At 66.1% G+C, this 24,655-nt stretch carries 20 protein-coding genes; 11 read left to right on the top strand and 9 right to left on the bottom strand.

What is annotated here, in order from left to right:
* Positions 1-218: 218 nt before the first annotated feature.
* The 4 genes from IEY31_RS04185 to IEY31_RS04200 form a co-directional block, all read right to left on the bottom strand.
* Positions 219-929 carry a hypothetical protein gene (locus IEY31_RS04185; protein WP_188969302.1) on the bottom strand — a complete coding sequence of 237 codons (711 nt, stop codon included), beginning with the start codon at positions 927-929 and terminating at the stop codon, positions 219-221.
* A complete protein-coding gene (locus IEY31_RS04190) occupies positions 926-1,711 on the bottom strand; it encodes an ABC transporter permease (RefSeq protein WP_188969304.1) in 786 nt (261 codons plus the stop codon). Before IEY31_RS04190 ends, IEY31_RS04185 begins: the two co-directional genes overlap by 4 nt.
* A gap of 52 nt (positions 1,712-1,763) precedes the next feature.
* Complete coding sequence (locus IEY31_RS04195; protein WP_188969306.1) at positions 1,764-2,558, bottom strand: ABC transporter permease; 795 nt, start codon at positions 2,556-2,558, stop codon at positions 1,764-1,766.
* A 64-nt stretch (positions 2,559-2,622) separates the two neighbouring features.
* Complete coding sequence (locus tag IEY31_RS04200) at positions 2,623-3,666, bottom strand: ABC transporter ATP-binding protein (protein WP_188969308.1); 1,044 nt, start codon at positions 3,664-3,666, stop codon at positions 2,623-2,625.
* A gap of 147 nt (positions 3,667-3,813) precedes the next feature.
* Here IEY31_RS04200 and clpS point away from each other — a divergent pair, with 147 nt between their 5' ends.
* From clpS to IEY31_RS04225, 5 genes are all read left to right on the top strand, one after another.
* Complete coding sequence (gene clpS / locus IEY31_RS04205) at positions 3,814-4,143, top strand: ATP-dependent Clp protease adapter ClpS (protein WP_188969310.1); 330 nt, start codon at positions 3,814-3,816, stop codon at positions 4,141-4,143.
* Entirely contained in the window at positions 4,140-6,356 is a 2,217-nt protein-coding gene (locus IEY31_RS04210) for an AAA family ATPase (RefSeq protein ID WP_188969312.1), read from the top strand. Before clpS ends, IEY31_RS04210 begins: the two co-directional genes overlap by 4 nt.
* Before the next feature lie 108 nt (positions 6,357-6,464).
* Positions 6,465-6,968, top strand: coding sequence for a hypothetical protein (locus tag IEY31_RS04215; RefSeq protein WP_188969314.1), 504 nt, complete (start codon positions 6,465-6,467; stop codon positions 6,966-6,968).
* A gap of 153 nt (positions 6,969-7,121) precedes the next feature.
* Positions 7,122-8,261 carry an LCP family protein gene (locus IEY31_RS04220; RefSeq protein ID WP_188969316.1) on the top strand — a complete coding sequence of 380 codons (1,140 nt, stop codon included), beginning with the start codon at positions 7,122-7,124 and terminating at the stop codon, positions 8,259-8,261.
* A gap of 152 nt (positions 8,262-8,413) precedes the next feature.
* The gene (locus IEY31_RS04225) at positions 8,414-10,030 is read left to right on the top strand and encodes an alpha-amylase family glycosyl hydrolase (RefSeq protein ID WP_229723309.1); all 1,617 of its coding nucleotides are present in this window, start codon (positions 8,414-8,416) and stop codon (positions 10,028-10,030) included.
* A gap of 38 nt (positions 10,031-10,068) precedes the next feature.
* Here the strand turns inward: IEY31_RS04225 and IEY31_RS04230 are convergent, their stop codons facing one another.
* Entirely contained in the window at positions 10,069-10,821 is a 753-nt protein-coding gene (locus tag IEY31_RS04230) for a serine/threonine-protein kinase (protein WP_188969317.1), read from the bottom strand.
* Positions 10,822-10,985: 164 nt separating this feature from the next.
* On the opposite strand from IEY31_RS04230, the gene IEY31_RS04235 reads away from it, so the two are divergent.
* The 6 genes from IEY31_RS04235 to IEY31_RS04260 all read left to right on the top strand — a co-directional run bounded on the left by IEY31_RS04235 (position 10,986) and on the right by IEY31_RS04260 (position 19,874).
* On the top strand, positions 10,986-11,789 hold the full coding sequence (locus IEY31_RS04235; RefSeq protein WP_188969319.1) for a patatin-like phospholipase family protein: 804 nt from the start codon (positions 10,986-10,988) through the stop codon (positions 11,787-11,789).
* 69 nt (positions 11,790-11,858) lie between these two features.
* Complete coding sequence (gene lepB, locus IEY31_RS04240) at positions 11,859-12,641, top strand: signal peptidase I (RefSeq protein WP_188969321.1); 783 nt, start codon at positions 11,859-11,861, stop codon at positions 12,639-12,641.
* Between the two features lie 537 nt (positions 12,642-13,178).
* The gene (metH, locus tag IEY31_RS04245) at positions 13,179-16,931 is read left to right on the top strand and encodes a methionine synthase (protein WP_188969323.1); all 3,753 of its coding nucleotides are present in this window, start codon (positions 13,179-13,181) and stop codon (positions 16,929-16,931) included.
* Positions 16,928-17,668 (top strand): methylenetetrahydrofolate reductase, encoded by a 741-nt coding sequence (locus IEY31_RS04250; RefSeq protein WP_188969326.1) that lies wholly within the window; start codon positions 16,928-16,930, stop codon positions 17,666-17,668. The genes metH and IEY31_RS04250 overlap by 4 nt, the downstream gene beginning before the upstream one ends.
* 137 nt (positions 17,669-17,805) lie before the next feature.
* Positions 17,806-19,350, top strand: coding sequence for a catalase (locus tag IEY31_RS04255; protein WP_188969327.1), 1,545 nt, complete (start codon positions 17,806-17,808; stop codon positions 19,348-19,350).
* 80 nt (positions 19,351-19,430) lie between these two features.
* Positions 19,431-19,874 carry a Fur family transcriptional regulator gene (locus IEY31_RS04260; protein ID WP_229723310.1) on the top strand — a complete coding sequence of 148 codons (444 nt, stop codon included), beginning with the start codon at positions 19,431-19,433 and terminating at the stop codon, positions 19,872-19,874.
* Between the two features lie 61 nt (positions 19,875-19,935).
* Here the strand turns inward: IEY31_RS04260 and IEY31_RS04265 are convergent, their stop codons facing one another.
* The 4 genes from IEY31_RS04265 to IEY31_RS04280 all read right to left on the bottom strand — a co-directional run bounded on the left by IEY31_RS04265 (position 19,936) and on the right by IEY31_RS04280 (position 24,650).
* A complete protein-coding gene (locus IEY31_RS04265) occupies positions 19,936-21,234 on the bottom strand; it encodes a DUF4139 domain-containing protein (RefSeq protein ID WP_188969329.1) in 1,299 nt (432 codons plus the stop codon).
* Positions 21,235-21,354: 120 nt separating this feature from the next.
* The gene (locus tag IEY31_RS04270; RefSeq protein ID WP_308424307.1) at positions 21,355-22,386 is read right to left on the bottom strand and encodes an ABC transporter ATP-binding protein; all 1,032 of its coding nucleotides are present in this window, start codon (positions 22,384-22,386) and stop codon (positions 21,355-21,357) included.
* Positions 22,383-23,441: an ABC transporter ATP-binding protein gene (locus tag IEY31_RS04275; protein WP_188969331.1), complete on the bottom strand. Its 1,059-nt coding sequence runs from the start codon at positions 23,439-23,441 to the stop codon at positions 22,383-22,385. The genes IEY31_RS04270 and IEY31_RS04275 overlap by 4 nt, the downstream gene beginning before the upstream one ends.
* 69 nt (positions 23,442-23,510) lie before the next feature.
* Entirely contained in the window at positions 23,511-24,650 is a 1,140-nt protein-coding gene (locus IEY31_RS04280; protein WP_188969333.1) for an ABC transporter permease, read from the bottom strand.
* Between the last annotated feature and the right edge of the window lie 5 nt (positions 24,651-24,655).

The following is a 24,655-nucleotide window of genomic DNA, read 5'->3' on the forward strand; positions in this document are numbered from 1 at the left end:
CCTGCTAACCACGCCGGAAGGCGTTAACTTAGGCCACGGGCACCCTGAAGTATGGAACTGCCCAGAGCCGCCTGACCCCACCCACGCCCAGATCGAACGTTGCGGCAGGCGAGGACTGCGCCAGGGCCATGCCCGCAGCGAACAGCGGTGCCAGGGACCGGACCCACTCGCCGCGAACGCCCCGCCTGCCGGCAAGTCGATTCGTTATGGTGCCCAGCCTATCCACCCCGCCGGGCCTGCCAGCCCTCCCAGTCACGCCGGGCCTGGGCCTGCGCCGTGTCCCAGAAGGCGACTTCCAGCGCCTTCAGGTCGCCCGAATGGCCGGCGGACTGGCGGTAGTCCGCAGCTTCCAGCCGGGCCAGCAGGGAGGGATGGTCCGTCTGCCCCAACGCCGCGTCCAGGGCAGTGTCTTCCGGGGCCAGCGAGGCCGCCCGGACCAGTGCGCCGTACCGCCGCCCCAGCAGCTGCAAATCCGCCACGTTCGCGGCGTAGACCCACGGGCCATATTCGCCCAGCAGCGCCACCAGTCCGGACCACTGCGAGTGCATCACGGCGCGGACCACCTCTTTCGGCGGGATGCGCGAGTCCAGCCACGGACGCACGGCCAGCAGATCAGGAGCCAGCCACCGCTCGCCCGCGAATTCGCGGCCCACCCGTTCGGCATCAGAGGGCGAGAACACATCGCGCAGCTCGGTCAGGTGGGACAGGCGGGCGCGGGCTTCAGGGGTGGGTTGGATGCCCCGTGGCGTGGGCTGCCCCAGTGCGGCCCAGGCCACCCGCCGCAGGGCGTCGGCGTTCAGTGCGATGGCCTGCGCCTGCAACGAGGCCTCCAGCGCGGCGCGGCTGGACAGGTCCGCCGCCTCCCGAAGGGCCACACCTTCACGCGCCAGCGCGGCGGCCAGCCGTTCCAGCCTCTCCGCCGCGTTCAACTGCTGGCACTGGTGTAGCTGGCCACCGCGCGCAGCCAGAACCAGCGGGTCACGGCGAACAGGCCGGCAGCCAGCAGCGGCGAGGTCACGGCCAGCGCGGGCGACAGGCGACCGGTCATGGCCTGCGCGGGCACGGTGGTGATCAGGGCGATGGGCACGATAAAGGTCAGGGCGAAACGCACGGGCAGCGGAAAGGCCGTGACCGGAAAGCGCCCCGCGCCGAAGATGCCGTTGAACAGTTCGGCCACGTTCTGCGTCTTGACGAACCAGAACGCGGTGGTGGACAGCGCCAGCCAGATGCAATACACGATGGTCAGCGCCGAGGCGTATAGCACGGCGGCGATCAGCACCCCGCCGGGGGTAATGGTCAGCGCCGAGGCCGCGTACACGATCAGGCCCAGCCCGATCAACAGGTCCGGCACACGCAGCACGTTCAGGTAGCGGGTGCTGACGCTGAACTGCGCGTCCAGCGGCTTGAGCAGGGTGAAATCCATGTTGCCGGTACGGATGGCCTCGGCAATGCGGCTCATGTTGGGCTGCACGAACACGGCAATAAACCCCTCAGTCAGGATGAAAAACCCGGTGACCAGCAGCGCCTCGCGGAATGTCCAGCCGCCCACCGTGTCGATGCCCTGTCCGAACAGCACGCCAATCGCCAGCAGCGCCACGCCCACCTGTCCCAGACTGCTCAGGACGGCGCCGATGAAGTTGGCCCGGTATTCCAGCTGCGCCGAGATAGTGGCCCCGGTGAAAATGCGGATCAGGCGCAGGTAACGGGTCATGCGGGCCTCTGAACTTGAGAACCGAGAGTCATCGGGGAGGCTGCAAACATGCTCACGCCCCCACCGCCCCGTACTTCTTCAGACCCAGCCGCCAGACGGCCAGCCGGACAAACCAGAACAGCACCACCCAGCCGAACAGGATCAGCGCGCCGAAGCCGGCCTGGCCCAGCGTGGCCTTGCCCGCCAGCAGCTGCGCTGGAAGGCCCAGCATGTACGGAAACGGCGTCCAGACCGCGATGTTCTGCACCCACTGCGGGTAAAAGGCCAGCGGGGCAAACAGCCCGCCCAGTGCGGCGTACAGCAGCCACGCCACCTCCGAGAAGGCGGTGCTGCTCTCGGTCCAGAAGGCCAGCAATCCCAGCGAGTACTCGTACAGGAAACGGCAGGTGAAGCCCAGAATGCACAGGCCCAGCGCCACCGGGTACGCCCACCACTCGCGGGTAAACGACGCGCCGGACAGCCACGCGAAGATTGCCAGCAGCACCAGCATCGGCCCTATACGGACGAAGCGCTCCGCGACGTGAGCAGCGTATTCCGCCCACATGGGATCCATCGGGCACAGCAGCCTGGGCGACAGCGTGCCCTGACGGATCATGAAATCCAGCTCCCAGCCCACCCACACCACCAGCAGTTGCCCCACCAGCCACACGCTCAGAAAATAGGTGGCGAACTCGGAGCCGTCATAGCCGCCGATCTGTCCGCCGGGGGCCGCCGCCGCCTGCGCCATCCATACCAGCATCATCACCAGCGAAATGGTGCCCGACAGCATCCAGATGATGACCTCGGCGCGGTACTCGGCCATTTCCGCGAAGCGGGTGGCGAAGAGAACGCGGGTCTTGCGGATCATGGGTGCCTCTGGCGGGAGCGACTGACGTGGATAGAACATGTCCAGACTGAGACGGCAAGCCTCTTCATCCGCCCACCACTTCCTTTGCCGCTTCCTTTGCCGCGTCCGCCCTCTCGCCGGCCCCGAACAGCTCCGCCATCACCGCTTCGATGGGCGGGTCTTCCACCGTCAGATCCGCCACGTCCAGGTCAGCCAGCAGTCTGGAAGCCCGCACGCTGACCTCGGCTCGGGGGACGGTCAGTTCGGCGCTCAGGCCGTCCACCCGCACGTCGTGGCCGTAACGGGCCAGCTGCTCGGCACTGACGGCCTGGCGCAGCTTGAGCTTCACGGTCTTGCCGCCGCCCCTGCCCTGCTCGGCCAGCCGCGCCAGATCGCCGTCGAACACCAGCTGGCCCCGGTCGATCACCAGGATTCTCCGGGCCAGCGCCGTCACGTCGGCCATGTAGTGGCTGGTCAGGATCACGGTGGCCCCGTAACGCTCGTTGTAGTCGCGGATAAAGGCGCGCACGGCCTCCTGCATGTTCACGTCCAGGCCAATCGTCGGCTCGTCCAGAAACAGCACTTTCGGGCGGTGCAGCAGGGCGGCGGCCAGCTCGCATTTCATGCGCTCGCCCAGGCTCAGCTTGCGGACCTGTTTTTTCAGGATGCCGTCCAGCGACAGCACGTCCGTGAATTCGCGCATGGTGGCGCGGTACTGGTCATCGGGAATCTCGTAGATGGCCTGATTGACCAGAAAGCTGTCCAGCGCGGGCAGGTCCCAGATCAGCTGCTGCTTCTGCCCCATGACCAGGGTGATCTGCTTCAGAAAGGCTGTCTCGCGTCTGCGCGGTTCGAAGCCCGCCACCCGCGCCACGCCACCCGAAGGGTGCAGCAGCCCCGAGAGCATTTTAAGGGTGGTGGTCTTCCCCGCCCCATTCGGCCCCAGAAAGCCCACCACCTCGCCGGGCGCGAGGTCAAACGACACGCCCTTGACGGCCTCCACGTACCTGGTTTTGCGGCTCACGAAGCTGCGGAGGCTGCCCATGAAGCCCGGCTCCTTCTCGTGGACGGCGTACTGCTTTTTCAGGTCACGGACGTGCACGGAGGCGTCCGGCAATGTAGGGGTCATAGATGGGTCCAGAATACGCCGGAACCGGATTTTCCGGGGCCAGAACGCGAAATGGCGGGACGGTCAGCGGGGACCGCGGTCTCCGGCTCTGGGGCCACCGTAACCTCGGCCCCGCCGCCTGCTGGCCGCGCCCGCTACACTCGCCCCATGACGCGCCGTGACGGTGGCCGTGACGAACAAGGCCGCACCCAGACCCTGGAACGAACTGCAACGCGGCGGCCCCGGCTGTACCGCGTGCTGCTGCTCAACGACGATTACACCCCGATGGACTTCGTGGTGATGGTGCTGTCCCAGTACTTCCGCAAGGCCCAGCAGGAGGCCGAACTGATCATGCTGGCGGTGCATCACAAGGGCCAGGGTGTGGCCGGGATCTACACCCGCGACGTGGCCGAGACGAAGGTGGCGCAGGTGACCGCCCACGCCCGCCAGGAGGGCCATCCGCTGCGCGTGGTGGCCGAACCGGAGGCAGAGGAATGATCGGCGATCATCTGCAGGTCACCATCGCCCGCGCCGCCGACTACGCGCGAACGGCCGGGCATGAGTACGTGACGCTGGAACATCTGCTGCTGGCACTGACACATGACCCCGAGGGCCGTGAGGCGCTGCTGGCCGTGGGGGCCGATGTGGAACGCCTGCGCGACGAACTGGAAAGGCAACTGGACGGGATGGAATCGGTGGAGGACGCCGAGCCGGACTTCACGCTGGGTTTTCACCGCGTCGTGCAGGGCGCAGTCCTGCAACTGCACGCCAGCGGCAAGGGGGGCGAGGACGCCGACGGAGCGCGCGTGCTGGTGGAGTTGCTGGAGGAAGACGACTCCCCGGCCCGCGCCACGCTGGAGGCCCAGGGCGTGACCCGGCTGGACGTATTGGCCTACGTCTCTCACGGCACAGCGAAGGTGGAAGGCCGTAGCCGCGAGCGCCGCGTGGTCGGTGTCGAGGAGGGGGCGCCGGAGGCGGAAGCTGAGCAAGATCCCCTGGAGGCCTACACCCAGGACCTGACCGCCGCCGCAAAAGCCGGGGACTTTGACCCGGTGATCGGACGCGACGCCGAACTGACCCGCGCGGTGCATATCCTGGCGCGGCGCGGCAAGAACAACCCCGTGCTGGTGGGCGAGCCGGGGGTGGGCAAGACGGCACTGGCCGAGGGGCTGGCGCAGCGCGTGGCCGACGGCAAGGCGCCGGGATTCTTGAAGGGGGCGTCGGTCTATGCGCTCGACCTGGGCGCGTTGCTGGCCGGGACGCGCTACCGGGGTGATTTCGAGCAAAGGCTGAAAGCGGTGCTGGCCGCGCTGGACGGCAAGAACAGTGTGCTGTTCATCGACGAGCTGCACACCCTGGTGGGGGCAGGGGCCACAGAAGGTGGCAACGTCGACGCCGCCAATCTTCTGAAGCCTGCGCTGGCCCGCGGCAAACTGCGCGTCATGGGGGCCACCACGCCGGCGGAACTGCGCCACCTGGAAAAGGACCGGGCGCTGTGGCGGCGGTTCCAGACCGTGGAGGTGGCCGAGCCGTCCGAGACAGACGCGCTGGAAATTCTGCGCGGGCTGGCCCCCAGGTACGCCGACCACCACGGCGTTACCTATACGCCCGATGCGCTGGACGCCGCCGTGCGCCTGAGCGTGCGTCACCTGCGGGACCGCTTTCTGCCCGACAAGGCCATTGACGTGATCGACGAGGCCGGGGCCGCCCGCAGCAGCGCCGGGACGGGAGGGCAGCTCGGCGTGACCGACATTGAGGCCACGGTGGCCCACATGGCCCGTGTGCCGGTGGGTGCGGTCAAGGCCGAGGAAATCCAGTCACTTGCCACGCTGGAAAGCGATCTAAAGGGCCGGGTCTATGGTCAGGACGCCGCGGTGGAGGCTGTGGCCAGTGCGGTCAAACTGGCCCGCGCGGGCCTGCGTGACGCGCAAAAACCGCAGGGCACGTTCCTGTTCGCCGGGCCGACCGGCGTGGGCAAGACCGAGCTGGCCCGCGCGCTGGCCGACCGGCTGGGCATCCATCTGGCCCGCTTCGACATGTCCGAGTATCAGGAGGCCCATACGGTGGCGCGGCTGATCGGCGCGCCGCCCGGCTACGTAGGTTTTGATCAGGGCGGCCTGCTGACCGATGCGGTGGCCAAGAACCCGCACGCGGTGCTGCTGCTCGATGAGATCGAGAAGGCCCACCCGGATGTGTACAACATCTTCCTGCAACTGATGGACCACGGCACCCTGACCGATCACGCAGGCAAGAAGGTGGACGGGCGCGGGCTGATTCTGGTGTTCACCACCAACGCCGGGGCCGCCGATGCCAGCCGCCCCGCGCTGGGCTTCGGGCGCGAGGGCCGCGCAGGCGAGGAGGCCGAGGCGGTCAAGCGCACCTTCACCCCGGAATTCCGCAACCGGCTGGACGCCGTGATCTACTTCCGCGCCCTGTCGCGCGAGGTCATGGCCGGCATCGTGGACAAGTTCCTGCGCGAGCTGGAAACTCAACTGGCCGAGCGCAAGGTCACCCTGACCGTGTCCGCCGAGGCCCGTGCCCGGCTGGCCGAACTGGGCTACGACCCGCAGATGGGCGCGCGGCCGCTGGCCCGCGTCATCGAGGAGCGCATCAAGCGCCCGCTGGCCGACGAGTTGCTGTTCGGCACGCTGAAGGGCGGAGGTCACATGGACGTCGGGGTCCAGGACGGGATCTTCGTCTTTACAGGATGACCCGCTCGGGGCCCGTGACCCCATGCATCAGGCCGACGCCCGGCGGAGATAAAGGTTAGGCCTAACCCCTTTCATGTGGGTCATGAACCTTGCACGGACAATTGGGGCATGAAAAACATTCTTATGATTCTGCTGACCGGTTCTATGCTGGCCGCCTGCACACCCAAGGAAGAAACCACCACCACCACCACCGAAACCACCGTCACCGATCCGGCCGTGGTCGATACCACCACTGACACGACTGACACGGTGGACACCACCGACGCCATCGGTGAGGGCGAGGGTGCCACTGACGACGCCGCCGACCCCGGCGTGGACAGCACCATGACCAACGATGACGACGCCACCGTCGGCGAGGAAATCGACATGGCCGTGGGCGACGGCCTGGAAGGCACCGTGACCGACTTCGACGGCACCGCCCAGACCTTTACCCTGAACGAGAACGACGCCAACTACGCCGTGACCATCACGCCAGAAACGGTGTTTGAAGGTTCGGCTACCACCGCCGAGGAGTTCTTCGGCAGTGACCGCGCCGACGCCAGCGTGGCCGTCGAGGGCGAGATCGACGAGTCGGCCAGCACGCTTATTGCCAACAAAGTCACCCTGAACTAAAACAAAACGCACGAAGGGGCCGGGCCGGTAAAGGGTCCGGCCCTTTCCGTCTTCACGTGCTGTACTCACGGCAGCAACCGGCACAGCTGGCCCTGAGACAGTTCATCCGAAAGGCGCTCGCCCGGCCCGCCTGTTTGCCGCTATGCTCTACGGGTGCGGCGTCGTGTGATTGGTCTGGTTGTGCTGGCCGGCGGGGTGGCCCTTGCGGCCCCCGCCTTTCCGTTTCTGTCCCGGTACGCGGCGTTGCCAGACAGGGCCGACGGACCGGTTACCGTGCTGCTGGCCGGCGTGACCCCCAAATACGACGAGCGCGCTCCGGTATGGCCGTGGCCCACCCGCCCTGAGGATTACAGCGGCCTGACCGACACCATCGTGCTGGCCCAGGTACGGCCCGACGGAACCACCAACATGCTCAGCATTCCGCGTGACACCTGGGTCAACGTGCCCGGCAGCGGCTGGGGCAAGATCAACGGGTCCAATCCGCACGGTGGCCCGGAGGCGCTGGTGGGCGCCGTGCAGACCCTGACAGGCGTCAGGGCCGACGCCTACGTCCTGCTGTCCCTGAACGCCATGCGTGCCATGACCCAGGCCGCCGGCGGGGTCACGCTGGACGTGGCCCAGGACATGCAGTACGACGACAACGCCGGCAACCTGCACATCGACCTCAAGGCGGGGCGGCAGCACCTGAGCGGCGAGGAGGCCGAGGGCTACCTGCGCTTCCGCAAGGACAACCTGGGCGATATCGGCCGGGTGGCGCGGCAGCAGAACTTTCTGGGCGCGTTGATGAACAAGGTCAGGAATCCGCTGAACTGGTGGAGGGTGCCGGGCATGGTGGGTGCGGTGGACGGCAACATGAAAAGCAACCTGAGCCGTGACCAGGTGGCCGGGCTGCTGGGCGCGGCCCTGGGCGGCCCCAGGATTGCCATGCACACCGTTCCGGGCAATTTCGGCGGGGGCGGCACCTGGGTGGCGGACCGCGCCGCACTGTCGGCGCTGGTGGACCGCCACTTCAGCGATCCCAACGATCCGCGTCGCCTGAGCGTCGCCGTGATCAACACTGCCGCTCCTGCCGGCAGCGCCCGCCGCCTGAAAGACCGCCTGAAGGGGCTGGGCTACCTGCGGGTCAGCGTTGCCAACGGCACCCAGGCCACCGACATCACCACCATCACCGGGTCCGGGCCACAGGCCGAGCGTGTCCTGCGCGATGTCGGGTACGGGCGGGTGGTTGAGGTTCCAGGGGTACCGGGCGCGGATGTGACGGTGTGGCTCGGCAGCGACACTCCTGCCAACTGACCCGGAGGGAGGGACCGGCAAGCGTCCCCCGTGCAGGGTTGAGCCACGCAGGAGCGACATCCGGGAGTGGTCAGATTCAGCGCCTCCTGATCAGCCACGCCCACTCATCTGTATCGATTAAGTCATGCCGATTTTGCTGCTACTCTGACCGCATGACCGATCCAGCACCCGCGCAGGCGATGGCCGCACAGCTCAAATGGTGGCAGAAGGGCATCATCTACCAGATTTACCCGCGTTCATTCCAGGACAGCACGGGCGACGGCGTGGGTGACCTGCGCGGCATCACGGCGCGGCTGCCATACCTGAAAAGCCTGGGCGTGGAGGCGGCGTGGCTCTCGCCCATCTTCACGTCCCCCATGCACGACTTCGGCTACGACGTGGCCGACTACTGCGACATCGACCCGCTGTTCGGCACCCTGGACGACTTTGACGCACTGGTCCAGGAGGCGCACGGCCTGGGCCTCAAGGTCATGCTGGACTATGTGCCCAACCACTCCTCTGCGGACCACGCGTGGTTTCAGGAGGCATTGAAGGGCAAAGGCAGCGAGAAGCGCGACTGGTACGTGTGGCGTGACCCCGGCCCGGACGGCGGGTTACCCAACAACTGGAAATCCTTTTTTGGCGGCCCGGCGTGGACCCTGGATGAGGCGAGCGGGCAATACTACCTGCACCAGTTCCTGCCCAGCCAGCCGGACCTGAACTGGCGCAACCCGGCGGTACGTGAAGCGATGTTCGACGTGCTGCGCTTCTGGATGCGCCGGGGCGTGGACGGCTTCCGGGTGGACGTGATCTGGCTGCTGGCCGAGGACGAGCGCTTTCTGGACGAACCCGTCAACCCGGAGTGGCTGCCGGGCGACATTGAGCACAACAGCGTGCAGCACATCTACACCCAGGACCAGCCGGAGACCCACCAGTACATCCGCGAGATGCGGGCCGTGCTGGACGAATTCGAGGACCGCATGATGGTGGGCGAGATCTACCTGCCGGTCGAGCAGTTGCTGCCCTACGCCGGAACCGAGGACGCGGCGATGGTGCACCTGCCTTTCAACTTCCACCTGATTCTGCGGCCCTGGCAGGCCCAGGCGGTGCGCGAGTTCGCCGACAGCTACGACGCCGCGTGCCTCAAGATCGGCACCTGGCCCAACTGGGTCCTGGGCAATCACGATCAGCACCGCTTCAAATCACGGGTGGGCGCGGCGCAGTACCGGGTGGCCCAGACCCTGCTGCTGACCCTGCGCGGCACGCCCACGGTGTACTACGGCGACGAGATCGGCATGGACAACGTCAGGATTCCCCTGGAACGCATGGTGGACCCGGCAGGGTTGCAGCAGCCCGACTCCCCCGCCGCCAGCCGCGACCCGGAACGCACCCCCATGCAGTGGGACGCCACGGCCAACGCCGGATTCAGCCCTGCCGCAGCCACGCCCTGGCTGCCGCTGGCGGACGACTATCAGACCACCAACGTCCAGGCGCAGCAGGCGGACCCGCACAGCGACCTGAGCTATTTCCGCGCCCTGACCGCCCTGCGCCAGCAGCACCCGGCCCTGGTGGGCGGCGCGTACCACAGCGTGGACAGCGGTCACGAGGACGTGTTCGCCTTCCGCCGCAGCCTGGGTGGTGAGACGCTGACCATCCTGCTGAACTTCGGCGCGGGTGAGCATGTCCTGGGTGACGTGGCGGCGGGACACACGCTGCTCAGTTCCCGCAACGATCAGCCCCGGAGCGGCGCGGGCCTGCGGCCCAACGAGGCGCGCATCATCCTGACGTAGGCTTCTGGACTTCTCGGTCCGGCCAGCCCTGGCCGCTATCAGATGTTCAGGTTCGACAGCTTGAGAATCCTCTCCCGCACCCAGGCGGCGTCAGCAGGGCGCTGCCCGCGGTCCTGACGTGTGAGGGTCAGGTACAGCGGGCAGAGCGGGTCCGGGTGGTAGGGCGCAGAACCGGTGGGGTCCGGCAGCGCACCGAAGATGCCCCAGCCCAGCAGCATGCCCACGCCGTACAGATCCGCCTCTGGCCCCAGCGGTTCGCCCCGGGACGCTTCGGGACTCTGGAAGGCCGCCGTCCCGAAACGGGTGGGCACCGGAAAGGCTTCCAGGGCCGGGCCGGACAGGTCCAGGTCCACCAGCTTGGCGCTGCCGTCCGGCTCCACCACGATGTTCTCCGGTTTGATGTCGCGGTGGACCAGGCCACACGAATGCAGGTATGCCAGCGCGTCCAGCAGATGCGCCAGCGTGAGCAGAAACGCGCGGCGATCCACCCGCAGGGCAGGGCGCCGGGTGTAGCGCGAAAACAGCACCTCGCCGCGGGCCAGGGTGCTGATCAGCACAGGGCGGCCCTCCAGGGCACCGCGCCCCAGCACATACGCCAGGCGGGGGTGATCCAGGCCGCGGGAATGCTGGTACTCACGCTCGGCGAAGTCCTGCATCTCCGGCAGAAACACCTTGACGGCGCAGGGTTGCCCCTGGGCGTCCACCGCAAAATACACCAGACTGTGAGAGCCGCGTCCGATGGGCCGGATCAGCCGCACACCGTCGCCCACCACCTGTCCCGCCAGAGCCATTGTCCATACAGTAGCGCATGGAACCGCCGCCAGAGTCGATCAATAAAGATCAAAAGGCTGGGCCGGCCGAGGCTTATGGGGCACCCACGGTGCCCGGAATCATGATGGCCGCCGCACGGGGCTACAATCGCGGACATGGGCAGCGTCGGGCGTGGGGCAGGGCCATGAAGGGGTTCGGGCTGGTGCTGGGCGGGGGCGGCGCACGCGGGCTGGCCCACATCGGCGTGTGGCAGGTACTGGAGGACGCCGGCCTGACGCCCAGCGTGGTGACCGGCACCAGCATGGGCGGGCTGGTGGGGGCCTTTATCGCGGCGGGCTACAGCGGGGCGGAACTGGAACGCATCTCGGGTACGGTGTCGTGGCGGCGCCTGCTGGACTGGCGGCCCGGCACCGGACTCCTGAAGATCTCGGCCATGGAAGGCTGGCTGGCCCAGCACCTGCCGCTGACCTTCGAAGAACTGACGGTCCCGCTGGCCATCACCGCCACCGACATGCTGACCGGCCGGGGCGTGTACCTGACGCGCGGCAGCCTGCATGACGCCCTGCGGGCCACCAGCGCGTATCCGGGGGCGCTGGATAGCGTGCCAATGCGCGACATGCTGCTCTCGGACGGGGGCATCCTGAACCAAGTACCGGTGGACGCCGCGCTGTTTCTGGGGGTACAAAAGGTGCTGGCGGTGGACGTGACGGCCCCCGACGCCCTGGAACTGCACGAACGCCGGGTCCTGATCTGGAAACGCGAGGCCCACCTGGGGCCGGTGCGGGCGCTGCGGCGCGCGGTGGAGATCATGCAGGCGCAGCTGACCGACGCCCGTCTCAGCCTCTACCGCCCCGAGGTGCTGCTGCGCCCGGATCTGGGCAGCATCGACCTGATGGACTTCAACCGCACCGGGCAGGCCATCGCGGCGGGGCGGGACGCCGCGACGGCGGAACTGCCGCGTTTGAAAGCACTCCTGGACGGCAGTTGAGGAAAGGGCGCTGGACGGGCTGACCCGTTAACCCTCTGCCAACCCTCAATCCGCTATCCTGCGCGGTGCATGACCAGACTTCAGTCCGCCGCACCCACCACCCTTCAGAAGGTGTGGAAGGATTTTCTAGAACCCATTGTCTTTGCGGTGGTGATCACCCAGTTCGTGGCGACGCTGGTGGGCGTGGACGGCGTGAGCATGATGCCCAACCTGCGCGACCGCGAGCGCGTGTTCGTGCCCAAGTACGAGACGTGGCTGCACAAGGCGGGCGTGGGCGACTTCAGCCGGGGCGACATCGTGATTTTCAAGCCCCCGCGCGAGGCCTTTGAGAAAGTGCCCAACCTGCGCAAAGACTTCTTCGGGCTGTGGGAATACCGCCCATTTCTGATCAAGCGCGTAATTGGCCTGCCGGGCGACCGCATCCGGGTGGATGCGGGCGAGGTGTACGTCAACAGCGTCAAACTCGATTCCAGCTGGACCACCGACTACTGGCGGCAGCAGGGCTGCTGGGATGCCCAGAGCTCACTGGCGAACAATGCTTTCTCATCTGAACCCTACGGCGTGGTGCCCACAGAGCCGGAAATTACCGTTCCCGAGGGTCATTATTACGTGATGGGGGACAACCGCACCGCCAACGGCTCGGAGGATTCGCGCATGCTGGGGACCATTCCCCGCCGGGACGTGGCCGGGCGTGCAGCGGCGGCAGTCTGGCCAATCATGCGGAAAACCAACGCCAAGTACGACTGCGCCAGCCAGAGCGTCGGCGAACTGAGCGGCCCGAGCGTCCTGAACTGGCGCCTCCTGAACCGCCCAGAAGCCTTCGAGAAATTGAAAAATGAAATGACGAAGTAAGGTTAAGAAGTAAGGTTCAACCGGCCCCTACGCCGACTGCCGCTCCCGCACCTCGCTCTGACATGTGGACACATGGCGAACGCGGGCGGGGGCAACAACCGATATATGGCCCAGGCCTAGAAGGCCGTTCCCAGACGCTTCGTCCTTCTCTTCGTTGAGAAGTCGGCTGAGGGCTGCCTCGTCGTCCTCAACCATCACGGTTCGGCTGGCAGGGCGCAGCCAGACAGGTGGCCACCACCGTCCCAAAGCCAACCTGTCCACCCCACCCCCCTTTTGATCCCTCTACGCCGCGCTATCCTCTGCCCTATCGCGCCCTCAAAGCGCGGTCATCCAGAGCGTCCGAGGGTTTTTTCTGCCCATTGACGGCGCGGCAACCGGCCCCCATCGCGGCCACGGTGCCTTTCAGAAAAGCCTCCTGCTGGGGTGCGCCGACGATGGCGCGGGCGGGACGCGATGGCCGGAAGTGGGCGCCGCACGGGACAGGGCGCAACGACGTGTTCAGGCCGCACACGCGGTCTGGTTTCAAAGAGGTGGACAATGAACAGGGATATTCGCGCTGCGGCGCGTGAACGCATCCTGGTGCTGGACGGCGCGTGGGGCACCATGCTGCAGCGGGCCAACCTGAACGAGGCGGATTTCAGGTTCGATGGAGCCGATCCCCTGCGGATGTATCGGGGCAATTTCGATCTGCTGCAACTGACCCGCCCGGACGTGATCCGGGACATCCACCGCGCGTATTTCGGGGCGGGCGCGGACATCGCCAGCACCAACACCTTCAACAGCACCACCATCTCGCAGGCGGATTACGGCACAGAAGCCCTGGCCCGCGCCATGAACGAGGCCGGCGCACGGCTGGCCCGCGAGGTGGCCGACGAGTTCGAGGCCGCCGACGGCAAACCGCGCTGGGTGGCCGGGGCCATCGGGCCGACGAACCGCACCGCCACCTTGTCGCCGGACGTGGAAAGACCAGAGTTTCGCAACGTCACCTTCGACAGCCTGGTAGACGCCTACGCCGCCGCCGCCGAGGGATTGATCGTGGGCGGGGCCGACCTGCTGCTGCTGGAAACCGTGTTCGACACGCTGAATGCCAAGGCCGCGCTGTTCGCCTGCGAGGAGGCGTTCGCGCGCACGGGCAGGACGCTGCCGGTGATGCTTTCCGGCACCATCACCGACGCCTCGGGCCGCACGCTGAGTGGACAGACGCCCGAAGCCTTCGCCATCAGCACGGCGCACGCCAACCTGTTCAGCCTGGGATTGAACTGTGCGCTGGGCGCGGACCTGCTGCGGCCCCATCTGCGGGCCATTGCAGCGAACACCGAAACGCTGGTGTCGGTCCACCCCAACGCGGGTCTGCCCAACGCTTTCGGCGAGTACGACGAGACGCCCGAACACACGGCGTCGGTGCTGGCTGATTTCGCCCGCGAGGGGCTGGTCAATATCGTGGGCGGCTGTTGCGGAACCACACCAGAACATATCCGCGCCATTGCCAACGAGATGGCGAGGATCAAGCCGCGCACCGCCGCCAAGTTGCCGCCTTTCCTGCGCCTCAGCGGCCTGGAAGCGCTGACGGTCACCCCAGAACTGAACTTTGTCAACGTAGGTGAACGTACCAACGTCACCGGCAGCCCCAGATTTAACAAGGCGATTCTGGCCGGGGACTTTGACACCGGCCTCAAGATCGCGCGGCAGCAGGTGGAGAACGGCGCGCAGATCGTGGACATCAACTTCGACGAGGGCATGCTGGACGGCGAGGCCGCAATGGTCAAGTTCCTGAACCTGCTGGCCGGGGAGCCGGACATCTCGCGGGTGCCGCTGATGCTGGACAGCAGCAAGTGGGAGATTCTGGAAGCGGGCCTCAAGCGGGTGCAGGGCAAGTGCGTGGTGAACAGCATTTCCCTCAAGGACGGCGAGGCCAAGTTTCTGGAGCGGGCGCGGCTGCTGCGGCGCTACGGGGCCGCCGCCGTCGTTATGGCCTTTGACGAGACGGGGCAGGCCGATAACCTGGAACGGCGCAAGGAGATCACCGCCCGCGCCTACAGGCTGCTGACCGAACAGGCCGACTTTCCGCCGCAGGACATCATCTTTGATCCCAACGTGCTGACGGTGGCGACGGGCCTGGAAGAGCATGACCGCTACGCACTGGAGTTCATCGAGGCGACCCGCTGGATCAAGGCCAACCTGCCGGGAGCGCTGGTGTCGGGCGGTATCAGCAACGTGTCGTTTTCGTTCCGGGGCAACAACCACGTGCGCGAGGCGATGCACTCGGTCTTTCTGTACCATGCCATCCGCGCCGGGCTGGACATGGGCATCGTGAACGCCGGGATGCTGGCGGTGTACGAGGACATCGAGCCGGAACTGCGCGAGGCGGTGGAGGACGTGATTCTGGCCCGCACACCGAATGCCACGGAGAACCTGCTGGCGCTGGCCGAGAGCTACAAGGGGGTGAAGCGCGAGGCCGCCGCCCAGAGCGAGTGGCGCGAGCGTCCTGTGAACGAGCGGCTCAAGCACGCGCTGATCTCCGGCATCACCGACTTCGTGGTGGAGGACGCCGAGGAGGCGTACCGCGAGCTGGGTTCGCCGCTGAAGGTGATCGAGGGGCCGCTGATGGACGGCATGAACGTGGTGGGTGACCTGTTCGGGGCCGGGAAGATGTTCCTGCCGCAGGTGGTCAAGTCCGCCCGCGTGATGAAACGCGCCGTGGCCCACCTGACGCCCTACATGGAGGCCGAGAAGCAGGAGGTCGGCGGCAAGGGCAAGGTACTGCTGGCCACGGTCAAGGGCGACGTGCACGACATCGGCAAGAACATCGTGGGCGTGGTGCTGGCCTGCAACGGCTATCAGGTCACCGATCTTGGCGTGATGGTGCCCACCGAGCGGATTCTGGACGAGGCCGAGCGCATCGGCGCGGACGTGATCGGCCTGAGCGGCCTGATCACCCCCAGCCTGGATGAGATGGTGGGCGTGGCCCGCGAGATGACCCGCCGGGGCGGCACGCTGCCGCTACTGATCGGCGGGGCCACCACCAGTCGGGCGCATACAGCGGTCAAGATTGATCCGGCCTACGCTGGGCTGGTGGTGCATGTGCTGGATGCCAGCCGCGCCGTCACCACCACCGCTGACATCCTGGCCGATCCGGCAGGGGTGCAGAAGCGTATCCAGGCCGAATACGACGCCCTGCGCGAACGCCACGGCAAGCGCGAGGTGCGCCTGATTCCCATCGAGACGGCCCGCGAACGTGCCCCGCGCGTCTCCCCCGCCCTGCCCCCCGCGCCGCGCGAACCGGGACGGCAGATCATCGAGCAGCCGCTGACCGAATTGCTGGACTACATCGACTGGACGCCGTTCTTCATCGCCTGGGAGATGAAGGGCATCTACCCCAACATCCTGACCGATCCGCTGCGCGGCGAACAGGCCCGCACGCTGTTTGCCGACGCCCAGGCCCTGCTGCGCCGCGTGATCGACGAGGGCTTATTGACGGCGCGGGGCGTGATCGGCCTGTGGCCCGCCGAGCGGCGTGGCGACGACATCGTGGTGAAGGCGGAGGCGGGAACGCACGGCATCGGGGTGCGCGACACGCTGGACCATCAGACCCATGAGATCGCGGCAGGACGCGAGGCGTTGCCGCAGGACACCGTCCTGCATACCCTGCGCCAGCAGCGCGATCAGGCCACACCCAACGGGGCGCTGGCCGACTTCATCGCGTACCGGGGAGACCACATCGGCGCATTCGCGGTGGCCATCCACGGCGCAGAGGAACTGGCCCGCGCCTTCGAGACAGACCATGACGACTACAACGCCATTCTGATCAAGGCGCTGGCCGACCGACTGGCCGAGGCTTTTGCAGAAAAGCTGCACCGCGACGTGCGGGTGAGGCACTGGGGCTACGCGCCCCTTGAGACGCTGGACAACAATGACCTGATCCGCGAGCGCTACGACGGCATCCGCCCCGCACCCGGCTACCCGTCCCAGCCGGACCATACTGAGAAACGCACGCTGTTCTCGCTGCTGGGGGCCGGGGAAATCGGCCTGCACCTCACCGAGTCCTGCGCCATGACCCCTGCCGCCGCCGTGTCGGGCCTGTATTTTGCCCACCCGGAAGCGCGGTATCTGGCGGTGGGCCGCATTGGGCGTGATCAGGTGGAGGATTACGCCGGGCGCAAGGGCTGGAGCGTGGAGGAAGCCGAGCGCTGGCTGGGGCCTTTGCTGGCATATGACCCGGCGGAACCGACATTCATAAGCAGCGATGCCCCCCAGACCCTTGCAACTGTCGCCGCAGGCCACCCGCAGTGACCCGCGTCTCCATCGAACTGGTTCCCCGCTCGCGCTCCGGGCTGCGGGCAGAACTCGCGGCTGTGGCCGAACACCTGCCCGGCGCGGACACCATCAACATTCCGGACTTTCCACGCTTTAGCACGCGTTCGTGGCACGGCTGCGCCTTTGCCCGCCCCCGCTACCGGGCCATTCCGCACATCCGGGCGGTGGACCTGAATCCGCATGAACCGCTCCCGATGGCCGCGCAGCTGAACGAACACGGTATTGACGAGGTGATCGTGATTACCGGCGACGCGCCCAGTGACATGCGCGCCAGGGTCTATAACGTGGACGCCGAGCAGGCCATACGCCGCATTCGCCGCGAGTTGCCGCACCTGAAGGTCTATGCGGGGCTGGACCCCTACCGCCAGTCGCTCGCGCGTGAGCAGGACTACCTGGAACGCAAGCTGGAGGCCGGGGCCTGTGGCTTTTTCACCCAGCCTTTCTTCGACCTGCGCCTGATGGACACCTACGCCGACCTGCTGCCGGAGGGCGTGGAGGTGTGGTGGGGGGCCACGTCCGTCACGTCCGAGGGCTCACTGGGCTACTGGCGCACGCGCAACCACGCGGTGTTTCCCCGGCAGTTCCAGCCCACGCTGGAGTGGAACCGCCGGTTTGCTGCCGAACTGCTTACGTTCGCCCGCGAGCGCGGCCAGCACGCTTACTTCATGCCCATCAAGGCGGATGTGGTGGAATACCTGGGCGGCATTGTGTAGAGCCGTTTGCCATTTGTGGTGGACATCTTAATTCATAATCATTATGATTACGGGGACTGGGCCCGCATTCTGTGCCCGGCTTTTCCCATTCCGGTGAAGTGCGCCCGTGGCCTGCACTGACCACCCAAGGAGTTTCCATGATCGAGCCGAAAGACAGCAAGCAGAACGAGAACAGCGGCCAGACCCTGACCACCCGTCAGGGCCATCCCGTCAGCAACAACCAGAACCAGCGCACCGTGGGCACGCGTGGCCCGGCCACGCTGGAGAACTACCAGTTTCTGGAAAAGATCAGCCACTTTGACCGCGAGCGCATCCCCGAACGCGTCGTGCATGCACGCGGCGCCGGCGCTCACGGCGTCTTTAAGGCCTATGGCCGGGTGGGCGACGAGAGCATCAGCCGGTACACCCGCGCCAAGTTGTTCCAGACCGAGGGCAGGGAAACCCCGGTGTTCCTGCGCTTCTCCACCGTGATCCACTCGGGCCACTCGCCCGAAACGCTGCGTGACCCGCGCGGCTTTGCCGTCAAGTTCTACACCGAGGACGGCAACTGGGACCTGGTGGGCAACAACCTCAAGGTCTTTTTCATCCGCGACGCGATCAAGTTCCCGGACGTGATCCACTCGCTGAAGCCCGATCCCGTCACCAACCGCCAGGACGGCGGGCGCATCTTCGACTTCATGAGCAACACGCCCGAGGCGGTGCACATGCTGACGTGGCTGTTCTCTCCGTGGGGCATTCCCGCCAACTACCGCCAGATGCAGGGCAGCGGCGTCAACACCTACAAGTGGGTCAACGACAAGGGTGAGGGCACGCTGGTCAAGTACCACTTCGAGCCGATGCAGGGCGTCAGAAACCTGACCCAGCCGGAGGCCGAGGCGATCCAGGCCAAGAACTTCAACCACGCCACCCAGGACCTGTTCGACGCCATTGAGCGCGGCGAATTTCCCCAGTGGGAGATGCGCGTGCAGCTGATGGAGGACGGCGAGCACCCCGAGCTGGACTTCGATCCGCTGGACGACACCAAGATCTGGCCAGAAGACCAGTTCCCGATGATGCCGGTGGGCATGCTGACCCTGAACCGCAACCCCGAGAACTACTTTGCGGAAGTGGAGCAGGCGGCCTTCGGCACCGGCGTGCTGGTGGACGGCATGGATTTCAGCAATGACAAGATGCTGGTCGGCCGCACCTTCTCGTACTCCGACACCCAGCGTTACCGCGTCGGCCCCAACTACCTGCAGCTGCCTATCAACTCGCCGCGCGCGGCGGTGGCCACCAACCAGCGTGACGGTCAGATGGCCTACCACGTGGACACCGTGCCGGGGCAGAACCCGCACGTCAACTACGAGCCGTCCAGCATGAATGGGCCTAAGGAAGCCCCCCGTGACCTGCCCGAGCACAGCCCGCACGTCGAGGGCCGCCTGCAGCGCGCCAGCATCGAGCGCACCAACGACTTCAAGCAGGCCGGAGAGCGCTACCGTGCCTTTGACGACCGCGAGCGCGACGATCTGATCAACAACCTCGTCGAGAACATCTCCGCGGCCATTCCCGAGGTACAGGCCCGCATGGTGGAACTGTTCACGAAATGCGACCCTGACTATGGTCGCCGCGTAGACGAGGGCCTGAAGGCCGCGCGTCAGACGAAGGAAAGGCAAGACGCCCAGCGTGAGACCCAGACGGCCTGAGGGCAGCTGGGGGTGCCCGTCGACGCTGGGGGGCTGGCCTGGAACATGGACCGCCAGCCCTCCACCCAGGACCGTGGTGCATGATGACCCTCTCTGAATTGCAACGGCATCTGGAACGGCGCGGCCTGCGGACCACCCAGCCCCGCCTGCGGCTCCTGCAATTCTTTGCCGAGACTGACGGGCATTTCACGCCCGAGGAGATCGCCGAACGCTTCCGGCTGGCCGGGGAACCCATTCCCACCGCCACGCTGTACCAGAACCTGCGCGTCTTCAGCGCGCATGGGCTGGTCAGCGAGGTCATCGGCGGCGGCGGCGAGGTCCGGTACGACACCAACCTCACCCCGCACTCTCACCTGCGGTGCAACGGCTGCGGCACCCTGCTGGATGTGGCCCTGAGCCTGCCGGACCTGCAACCCCAGGGGCAGGGCCACGACTGGCAGATCACCGGGGCCAGGGTGGAGTTGCAGGGCATCTGCCCGGACTGTCAGGCCGGGACCCCGACACCGCCGACACCAACACTTTAATCCTATCCACAAAAGCGCCGCCAGAGCATCTGCACTCTGGCGGCGCCTTCCATGCTGTGGCCTACGAGTTGTCCACCACCACCGTGAAGCTCTTGCTGACCTTCCCCTTGGCCGGGACGTCCACCTTCAGGGTAGCAATGCCGCCGTTCTTGGTGGGCGCCGCGCTGTCAATGATGATGGTCCGTCCGCCGACGCGTTCGGTGATCTCGGCGCGAACGCTGCGCTCCTTGCTACTCTCAAAGGCGTAGGTGACCTTGTAGGTCGTCTTGACCACATTGCCCTTGCTGTCCTTGCTCTGGTTGGCCGTCTGCACCGTGCGGGTGTATTCCACATCGGGGTCATCGCCCAGACTGAATTCCACCGTACCGCCCTCGCGCGTCTCGTCCAGGCGGGTCTGGCCCACCAGACGGCCCTCCTCACGCACCGTGATCGGCCCGGCAGGCAGGCGGGCGTCGGCCTTGAAGCGGTACGAGCGGTCCAGCGTGCCGCTCTGGGTGGCGACGTTGAAGAAGGTGTTCAGGCCCACGTAACGTTCGAAGCTGCTCAGTTTGGGCGTCAGGAACGGCAGGGTGACCACGCTGTTGGCCGGCAGCGTGAACGGGGTGGACAGCGCGTAACGGTACAGGCCGCGCAGTTCGGAGCCGCCACCAATCTTGGGCGCCTGCGCGGTCATGGGCGCCGGAGCCCCCCGCATCACCATGTCTGCCGCCTCGAAGTTTGCCTGCGCGTTGGGGTTGGCCTGCACGTTCACGTCGCCGGAATACAGCTCGGTGTCCTTCACGTCGTAGGGCAGTTCGGTGGTGTTACGGATGTCGGCCAGGGCGGACAGCTGCGCGCCCGCAGTGCTGGCTTTAAGCGTGTAGCGCGGCGACCAGCCCACACTGCGTGTCAGGTAGACCAGCGTGCCGCTGCCGGCTTTCGGCAGGTTATAGCTGAGCGTTTGCGAGGGGCTCAGCGGATTGGTGGGCGGCGGGGTGTCGAAGCGCAGCTGCTCGTAGCGGACGTTGAAGTAACGCCCCGCCGCGTCCTTGACCAATAGATCGCGGGCGCGGATCAGGGTCACGGGCTCGGTCTTCTCGCCGCCGTCCGTGTTCCGCGCCAGGAACACGGTCTTGCCCTCCAGCCCGCTGAGCCAGTTGGCCTCCTGCTTCTGCACGGCGCTGTTAAAGGCCAGACCTTCCAGGTCCAGGGAACCGGCCAGCACGTTTTCCCAGGCCTGTTGCGGCAGCGAGACGTTCAGGGTGTTGCCCGCAGTACTGACAGGCTGGCGCACCTCGGCGAACGAGGGGTAGATCCGGAGATCGGTGGCGTGGGCCGCGCCAAGGGTCAGTGCCGAGGCCACCAGCAGGGTTCGTTTCATGCCCGTATGGTTGCCGATGGCACTTTATGAGATGTGAGAGGGTCAGTCAGACGGGAATTAGAAAAGTCCGCCCCACAGCGGAGGCGGACCCGTATTAAATCCCGAACTGGACGAACGGGCCTAGAGAATGTCGTCCCGGATGCAGGCCTTGAAGTGCTGGGGCGCAACCTCGCGCAGCTCAGGTACCACCTTGGCGCAGTCGTCGATGGCATAGCGGCAGCGCGTACGGAACACGCAGCCCGAAGGCGGGTTGATCGGGCTGGGAATGTCGCCTTCCAGGATGATGCGCTGACGCTTGACGGTGGGGTCCGGCACCGGAGCGGCGGACAGCAGCGCCTCGGTGTAGGGGTGCTTGGGGTTGTTGTTCAGCTCGTGGCTGGGCGCGATTTCCATGATGCGCCCTAGGTACATCACGATGATCCGGTCGCAGATGTATTCCACCACGGCCAGATCGTGCGCGATAAACAGCACGGTCAGGCCCAGCTCTTCCTGCAGGTCCTGCAGCAGGTTGACCACCTGCGCCTGAATCGACACGTCCAGCGCCGAGACCGGCTCGTCGGCCACGATGAACAGGGGGTCCACCGCCAGGGCGCGGGCGATACCGATGCGCTGGCGCTGGCCGCCGGAGAACTCGTGCGGGTAGCGGCGCATGTGCTCGGGGCGCAGGCCCACCTTCTGCAGTAGTTCGGCAATCCGGTCAATGCGGCCCTTGCCCGGATTCAGGTTGTGAATCTGCATGGCCTCGCCGATGATGTCCGAGACCGTCATGCGCGGGTTGAGCGACGCGAAGGGGTCCTGGAAGATGATCTGCATCTCGCGGCGGTAGTCGCGCATCTGCCCCTTGGACAGTTTGGTCACGTCGGTGCCGTTGAAGATCACCTCGCCGCCGGTGGGTTCGATCAGGCGCAGGATGGCGCGGCCCGCCGTGGTCTTGCCGGAGCCGGACTCGCCCACCAGACCCACCACTTCGCCGCGTGCCAGCGTGAAGCTGATGTCGTTGACGGCCTTGACGTTGCCCACCACCCGCGACAGCAGCCCGCCGCGAATCGGAAAGTATTTTTCCAGGTTGCGGACTTCCAGCAGCGTCTCGCCCTTCTGCGTCATGCCGCGCGAATCGGCGGCGGACGTCCTCGCAATTGCGGGAGCGCTCATGCCGTTACCTCCTGATCAGCCTTGGCAAATTCCTGCCAGCGAATGCAGCGGGCCATGTGGCCGCCGCCTGTATCTTCCAGCGGGGGCACTGCCTTGCTGCATTCGGGGATGGCGAACTTGCAGCGCGGCTCGAAGGCGCAGCCGGGCGGCAGGTTCAGCGGGTTGGGAACGTTGCCGGGGATGGCTTCCAGGCGCTTGCGCGGCGTGCCGGGCACGTGCGCGTCCACACCGGGGCGTGGGATGCTGTTCAGCAGGCCCATGGTGTAGGGATGGCGCGGCGCCTTGAAGATCTCGATCACGTCGCCCTCTTCCACCACGCGCCCGCCGTACATGACGACCACGCGGTCTGCCATCTCGGCCACCACGCCTAAGTTGTGCGTGATGAACAGAATGCTCATGCCGATGTCTTTTTGCAGCTTGCGCATCAGGTCCAGAATCTGCGCCTGGATGGTCACGTCGAGCGCGGTGGTCGGCTCGTCGGCGATCAGGAGGGCCGGATTGCACGACAGGGCCATGGCGATCATGACGCGCTGACGCATCCCGCCGGACAGCTGGTGGGGGTACTCGTTGACGCGCTTTTCCGGGGCAGGAATGCCCACGAACCGCAGCATATCGGTGGCCACGCCCATGGCGTCCTTGCGGTTCTTGTCCTGGTGCAGCATCACCGCCTCGGCGATCTGGTCACCCACGGTGTACACCGGGTTCAGGCTGGTCATCGGCTCCTGAAAGATCATCGAAATCTCGTTGCCGCGAATCTTGCGCATCTCGGCTTCCGACATTTTCACGATGTCCTGGGGCTGGCCACCAGACCCGGTAAACAGAATTTCCCCGCCTGCAATCTCGCCCGGCGGCATCGGGATCAGCCGCATGATCGAGAGGCTCGTGACGCTCTTGCCGGAGCCAGACTCGCCCACCACGCCCAGGGTTTCGCCCTTGTTGATGTGGAAGGTCACGCCGTCCACACTCTTGACCACCCCGTCATCGGTGTTGAAATAGGTCTTGAGGCCGTTAACGGCCAGCAGCACCTCGGCCTGTTTGGTGGCGCGGTCGGTCATTTTTCCTCCATTGTTCGCACGTAACGCATCATACATGCCTCTCTCACATCCTGTGTCATCACGGCGGGCCTACTGCCGCTTGCGCGGGTCGAAGGCGTCGCGCAGTCCATCGCCGAGCAGCTGGAAGCAGCCCACGGTAAACACGATAAAGAAGCCGGGAATCAGCACCCAGGGCCGGGTGTTCAGGCTGGACAGTCCGCCTTCCTGCGCCTGCGCCAGCAGGCTGCCCCAGCTGACGTAGGGCTCTACGGCGCCGATGCCCAGGAAGCTCAGGCCCGACTCCAGCAGAATGAAGCCCGGAATACTCAGGGAGAGGGTCACGATGATGTAGGTGGTCATGGTGGGCAACATGTGCCGCCACATCACGCGGTTGTCGCTGGCCCCCAGCGCACGCGCCGCCGACACGAAGTCCTGCTCGCGAACGCTCAGCAGTTGACCGCGTGTTACACGGGCCAGTCCACCCCAGCCGATAAAGGCCAGAATGCCCAGAATTACATACAGCGCAAAGATGGGGTTGATGTTCTGTGGGAACACCGAGCGCAACAGCAGCAGCAAGAACAGGTAGGGAATGGCCGAGATCACTTCCACCAGACGCATGATCACGGTGTCGACCACGCCGCCGAAGAAGGCTGCCAGCGCGCCCATCAGCAGGCCGATAACCGTGCTAAGCAACACGGCCAGCACCCCGATGGTCAGGCTGATCTGCGAGGCGTACAGCGTGCGGGTGAACAGGTCGCGACCCAGCGCCTCGCCGCCAAACAAAAAGACATTACAGTCGGGCTTTTCCTGCCCGGTGCCGAACAGGTGAATATTCCCGGGAATAAAGCCCAGGATCTTGTACTCTGCTCCGCGCACTCCGAAATAAACGGGACACTGCTCCGCGGTGGGCTTGTACTCGTTGACAAAGGTGTTCATGTTCAGTTCCTGACCATACTTGAACACGAAAGGCCGGGTCAGGGCACCCGTCTCGGGATCACGAAACTGGATGGGGGTAGGCGGATGAAAGCGCGTGATGTTGGAAGTGGAGTAGCTGGACAGTCCATCCGGTGCGATAACAGGTGCAAAGACGGCCATCAGGTAAATCAGGATCAGCAGAACGCCGCCGGTCTGGGCCAGTCGGTTCTTGCGGAACTGGCCCCAGGCCACCGAGAACTGCGACTGGCCCTGCGCGTTTAATTTCTTGGTCTGGGTAGTGGGTGCAGTGGTCATGTTCG

Origin of the sequence: Deinococcus aerolatus, assembly GCF_014647055.1 — a bacterium.
Classification (GTDB): Bacteria; Deinococcota; Deinococci; order Deinococcales; family Deinococcaceae; genus Deinococcus; species Deinococcus aerolatus.